The sequence below is a fragment of the Auraticoccus cholistanensis genome (genome assembly GCF_009742705.1).
In the GTDB taxonomy this organism is placed as follows: Bacteria; Actinomycetota; Actinomycetes; order Propionibacteriales; family Propionibacteriaceae; genus Auraticoccus; species Auraticoccus cholistanensis.
This window is the reverse complement of sequence record NZ_WPCU01000007.1, coordinates 1-1,485: the sequence shown is the minus strand read 5'-3', so window position 1 is coordinate 1,485 and position 1,485 is coordinate 1. Positions and strand designations below refer to the sequence as shown.

The 1,485-nt window shown below is 59.4% G+C and carries 1 protein-coding gene; it reads right to left on the bottom strand.

Annotated elements, in window-relative coordinates; translation table 11 throughout:
• Positions 1-966: 966 nt before the first annotated feature.
• The coding region (locus GC722_RS10905; protein ID WP_197430017.1) for an RHS repeat-associated core domain-containing protein at positions 967-1,485 on the bottom strand (519 nt) is incomplete at its 5' end.

Sequence of the window (1,485 nt, the reverse complement as noted above, 5' to 3'; positions counted from 1 at the left end):
AGCAGGGCGATGGGGCTGCCGGGGGTGGCGTCGTAGACGTAAAGGGCCTGGCGGTGCGATCAGTCCTCCGCTACCCATCCGCGGCCGGTCATACCTCCCCTGGGTATGACCGATAACCTACCACATGACAAAAAGGCGTCCCGTAGCGGGACTTCGGGCTTTTCCGCGACTCGGGGGAACCATTAGACGCAGTGCGAATATGAGTGCCGGCAACTATCAGAAAGGTTGTCCCTGCGCGCAAGTTGGTGGTGGTAACGAGTGTCCCTATGCCAAGCACGACCATGAGCCCACCAACAATCATGGTAAGAGGGCGTAATGGTCGCGGTTCTTGGAAGTCAGGTTGCGGGGACACAATGGTTTTTCTCTCTGGGGGTCGTCGAATGATGATCGGGGCCCGAGCTGCCCATCACTGGTTGGCGGAGCGCAAGCGCCGAGCTACCACTACTCCGATAATGATGGAAGCGATTCCGGAAGGCGAACATTCTTCAAGGTCGTTTCCATGGCGCAGTCGTCAACCTGATCGCTGGCGATTCAAGTGGTTGCCTGCGGTGATCATGCTGGCCGGCGCACTGGTCATCGCTTAATCCATTGAGTATTGAGGCCCTTGAGAGAATTTGACCTGTCGGTCGTTCCTAACGTATTAATAGGGCGCGCAGGAACCGGAAGCGTTGACGATTGAACTAGTTACTAGGATAGTTTGACCCGGTGGCTCCGGTGGCTCCGGTGGCTCCGGTGGCTCCGGTGGCTCCGATGTGGACGTAGCGGCATCAGCCGTCCTTCGACGAACCAGCCCCTCTTGATCGCTTTAGCCCGTACGCAATCGCTCCAGCCACCAAACCTACCCCACCCACAATGAAGAGCGTATCGGTGGTCGTCCACGTCTCTAATGAGGCTCCTACAAGGCGCGAGACCATTGTAAGAATGCCGGCAATGATGACGCAGAAGATGACTATCTTGTCGCTTGTATTAATAATAGATGTTCTCCCCATCCTCGTAGCAACTATCTGCGACGCCAAGTGTCGAATAGATGAGACCCCCCGCTAGGATGACGCTTCCCCCTGAAATTAAGGCAGCGCCCACTGGTGGTGCAGGAGCGATTGCAGCCGCACCAAGACCGAGAAGCGAGAAGGCAAGGCCGCCGGCCGCAATATTGCACGAGTAGTCCGCGTCGTATCCGGTGGGGTCGGTGATGTTGACCGGGTCGTTGCCGGCGTAGGCGTACCGGTTGCCGTTGAGCGGGTCCAGCGGTGCGTCTAGGCTGTCTTGCTGGGTGAAGCTGCCGGTGGTGGGGTCGTAGTAGCGGGCGCCGTAGTGGATCCAGCCGGTGGTGCGGTCTTGGATGCCTCCGGCGAAGAGGTACGGGTTCTCGTTGATGGCGGTGGTGTCGGAGTCCTCGGTGATGGTGGGGACTCCGTAGGGGTCGTAGGCGTAGGCGAACGCCTCGTCGGGGGTGGCGCTGAGCAGGGCGATGGGGCTGCCGGGGGT